Origin of the sequence: Nocardia farcinica (genome assembly GCF_029867845.1) — a bacterium.
GTDB lineage: Bacteria > Actinomycetota > Actinomycetes > Mycobacteriales > Mycobacteriaceae > Nocardia > Nocardia farcinica_A.
This window is the reverse complement of sequence record NZ_JARWRU010000179.1, coordinates 1-3,833: the sequence shown is the minus strand read 5'-3', so window position 1 is coordinate 3,833 and position 3,833 is coordinate 1. Positions and strand designations below refer to the sequence as shown.

3 protein-coding genes are annotated in these 3,833 nt (G+C 71.1%); all 3 read right to left on the bottom strand.

All coding sequences use genetic code 11. The annotated features are described in order from the left end of the window. Positions 1 to 98 precede the first annotated feature (98 nt). On the bottom strand, positions 99 to 809 hold the full coding sequence (locus QH283_RS03700) for a DUF3558 family protein (protein ID WP_280501613.1): 711 nt from the start codon (positions 807 to 809) through the stop codon (positions 99 to 101). A 198-nt stretch (positions 810 to 1,007) separates the two neighbouring features. Beyond that, positions 1,008 to 2,303: an MFS transporter gene (locus tag QH283_RS03695; protein ID WP_280501612.1), complete on the bottom strand. Its 1,296-nt coding sequence runs from the start codon at positions 2,301 to 2,303 to the stop codon at positions 1,008 to 1,010. 67 nt (positions 2,304 to 2,370) lie between these two features. Then, a complete protein-coding gene (locus QH283_RS03690; protein ID WP_280501614.1) occupies positions 2,371 to 3,756 on the bottom strand; it encodes a cytochrome P450 in 1,386 nt (461 codons plus the stop codon). Between the last annotated feature and the right edge of the window lie 77 nt (positions 3,757 to 3,833).

The following is a 3,833-nucleotide window of genomic DNA, read 5'->3' as shown; positions in this document are numbered from 1 at the left end:
GCGGGGGGGGGGGGGCCGCGGGCGCGGCCCCCCCCCCCCCCCCCCCCCCCCCCCCCCCCCCCCCCCCCCCCCCCCCCCCCCCCCCCCCCCCGGCCGGGTCAGGGCAGGGAATTGAAGATCGCCGTCGCGACCTTGTTCACGTCCAGGCACGGATCGCCCGCGTCGGTGTTGCGCTGGAGGTTGCGCGCCGTGATGACGATGCTGCCGGAGCCGGCGGCCGTGCCGATGTGGCAGCCGATCTTGTTGCTGTCCGCCAGCGAGCGGTACTGGGCGAACTCGCGCCCGTAGAAGGAACTGCGCCGGACGTCCTCGACCAGGGTGGGATCGAGCAGCGCGTCCATCGACTGATCGGAGGTGCTCACCACCAGATCGAAGGTCTGGTCGGCCGACAGCCACTTGCAGGCGGGAAAGGAGGTGAGGGTGATCGGCTCCGCCGAGGAGACGTCGAGGCCCGCGCTGATCAGATCGGCCTGCGGCAGGGTGCAGGGATCCCACGCGCCGCCGGCCGGGGTGTCCGCCGGGGTGGCGGCGGGAGCCGGTTCCTCCGGGGCCGAGGCGGCGGGGCCGCCCGGTGCGGGAGCGTCCGGCTGGGCGGGGCCCTGCGGCGCTTCCGGGGTGTCGGGGGCGGGCGCGGCGGTGTCGGCCTCACCGGGTGCGGACGAGGGGGTGCCTGCGCGCGCGCTGGTGGAACTCGCGGAGGTCCCCTCTCCGGTGTCCGCGGCGTCGTCGGCGGCGCCGCATCCGGCGAGCAGCAGCACCGCGCCACACGTCACGGCGGCGATCCGGCGTCCGATGGTCCTGGATGTCATCTCGGGCTTCCCCTTGCTGTCGGTTTTCGCGCAGATTCCGCCCGGCCCCACGGGGAGACGCGGTCGACCGGGCGTGCCATCGAGCGTCCCCGCGGGCTGCGATGGTCAGTGACGAAATCCAGTCTTACATAGGCTAACGAACGGTAGCAATGGGACGGAGAACACGAATATTGCTGTGTAACAGCGGATTTCGCGCCCCTATCTTTCGGGGGTTGCGCAGTTCTCCGGTGTCGTGTCCGCCGATCGGGACGGCCGCGGCCAGACGGCACGGACACCGCTCGGCCCCTTGCCCCGGTCGATGGCGAGAATCAACGCGGCGCAGCCGATTCCCGACAACATCAGGCTGGTCCCGAACAGCGCCGGATAGCCGAGCAGGTCGCCGGTCACGCCCGCGGCGAAACCCGCCAGCCCCTGCACGGTGACGACCGCGCACGCCAGCAGGGTGTAGTCGCTACCCGCGTGGTCGGGATCGGAGGCGTCCATCATCAGCGCGAACACCGCCACCGTGGCGGCCCCGCCGAGAATGTGCTCGGCCAGGCTGGCCGAGACGATGAGCCCGAAGCCGCCCACTCCGAGCGCGGCGACGAGATACAGGGCCAGGCTCGCGGTCTGGGTGACCCCGCCGATCAGCAGCGCCTGGCGGCGTCCATGCCGGAAACACAGCCAACCGCCCACCGCCGCGCCCGCCAGCGCGCCCACCGACGACAGCACGCCCTTGACCATCGCGATCTGCCCCAGGCTCAGCCCGGAATCGGACATCCACGGGCCCACCATCGCCGAACCCATCGAGTCGCCGAACTTGAACGCCCCGATCAGCACGATGAACCCGAGCATCCCCGGCCTGCGCAGCCGCCGCCACCAGCCCGCCGCCAGCGCGACCGACCGGGTGGGCGCGGGTTCGGAGGTGCCGCGGGTGGCGGTCTGCGGGAGCAGCAGGACCGGCAGCGCGGTGAGCAGCAGCAGCGCCGCCATGGCGACGAACAGCACCCGCCAGCCCGCCAGCGCGAACAGCCACAGCAGCGCGCCGCCGCCCACGATCATGCCGATCCGGTAGGCGCCCACCTGGATTCCGTTGCCCAGCCCGCGCTCGCGCGGACCGAGCAACTGCACGGCGAGCCCGTCGGTGGCCACGTCCTGTGTCGCCGACACCAGATTGACCACCGCGATCCCGGCGAACAACCAGCGCAACGAGGTCGACAGATCCAGGCAGGCCAGCACCAGCGCCACCGCCCCCGCGGCCAGTTGCAACGACAGCAACCACTGCCGTCGCGTCCCGTACCGGTCCACATACGGCGCCCACAGGAATTTCAGCCCCCACGGCGCGAACAACACCCCGGCCAGGCTGATCTCGGTCAGGGTGAAGCCCGACTCGCGCAGCACCACCGGCAGCGCCTGGGTGAAGAACCCGTACGGCAGGCCCTGGGCGAAGTACAGCGAGGACAACAGCAGCAGGGTGCCGACGGGGATCATGCCTGCCCTGGCCGCTGCGCTCATGCGGGTCATCCTGGCAGACGGGGCCGTGCCGGGGCGCGACGAGCGGGCCCGGCGATCGTCGATCGCGCTAGCGTGAGCGGTCGGTCGTGTGGCGGGGACGGAGGTTGACGGGCAGGCCGTCCTCGGGGGTGGGACCGGTGCCCCAGGCCAGCGGGACCTCGTAGTCCTCGGGGACGCTCCACTCGTACCGCAACAGCATGCGGTGCATGATCGACTTGACCGTCATGCCGCCGAAGTGCAGGCCGATGCACTTGTGGGCGCCGCCGCCGAAGGGGGACCAGGCGTAGCGGTGGATCTTGTCCTCGCGGCGGTGCTCGGCGAAGCGTTCGGGGTCGAACTCGTCGGGGCGCGGCCACCAGCGCGACAGGCGCATGGAGGGGTAGGCGCCGATGATGATGTCGGTGCCGGCCGGGATGTAGTGGCCGAGGATGTCGGTGTCGCGGATGGCCTGGCGCATGAGCACGCCCGCGGGCGCGTACATCCGCAGGGTCTCCATGAAGGCCAGGTCGAGCGATTCCAGTTTGTCCAGGTCGTCGTAGTCGAGGAATTCCTTGCCCAGCGCCAGCGATTCGGCGCGCAGGCGTTCCTGCCAGTGCTGGTTCTTGCCGAGCAGGTAGGTGAGCATCGACAGCGAGACGGCGATGGTGTCGTGGGCGGCCATCAGCACGAAGATCATGTGGTTGACGATGTCCTCGTCGCTGAAGGTGTCGCCGGTGTCGCTGGTGGCCCGGCAGAGCACGCTGAACAGATCGGTGCCCTCGCCCGCCCGCTTGGCGGGCAGTTGAGCGCGGAAGTACTCCTCGAGCAGGCGGCGCCCGCGCAGGCCGCGGTCCCAGGTGCCGCCGGGGACCGGGGTGCGGATCAGGGCCTGCCCGCCGACCACGGTGTCCTCGAAGGCGTGCTCGACGCGCTTGGCCTCCGGTCCCAGCTCGGCGCCGACGAAGACCTCGGTGGCCAGGTTGAGCAGCATCTGCTTGACGTGGTCGTAGAGCAGGAAGCCGGGCTTCGGCTGCCAGGAGTCCAGTTCGCGGGCGATGCCCGGACGCATCATGTCCAGGTAGCCGATCAGTCGGGGCCGGGTGAACGCCTGCTGCATGATGCGCCGGTGGTGCAGGTGCTCGTCGAAGTCGAGCAGCATGATGCCGCGCCGGAAGAACGGGCCGATCCAGTACTCCCAGCCGCGCTCGCTGGAGAACACCTTGTCCTTGTTGCTCCAAACCACCTCGATGGCCTCCGGCCCGAAGACCGCCACCGCGCGGCGGCCGAAGACATTGGACCAGCAGACCTCGCCGTAGCGGTCGAACGCGCGGCGCGCCCAGATGATCGGGTCGTGGTAGACGCGCAGGGAGTGGCCGAGCAGGGGCATGCCGCCGTCGCCGAGGACGGGGAGCAGGCCGCTGCCCGCGGGCGGCTCGGGCACCGGGGGTGGGCGGGGCGGGGTGAGGTCGGCCAGATGGGCGGCGGGGTGGTTTTGCCCGCGGGGAAGTACGGGGGGGATGTGGTGGGGGTTTTTTGTGGTTTTAACCAAAA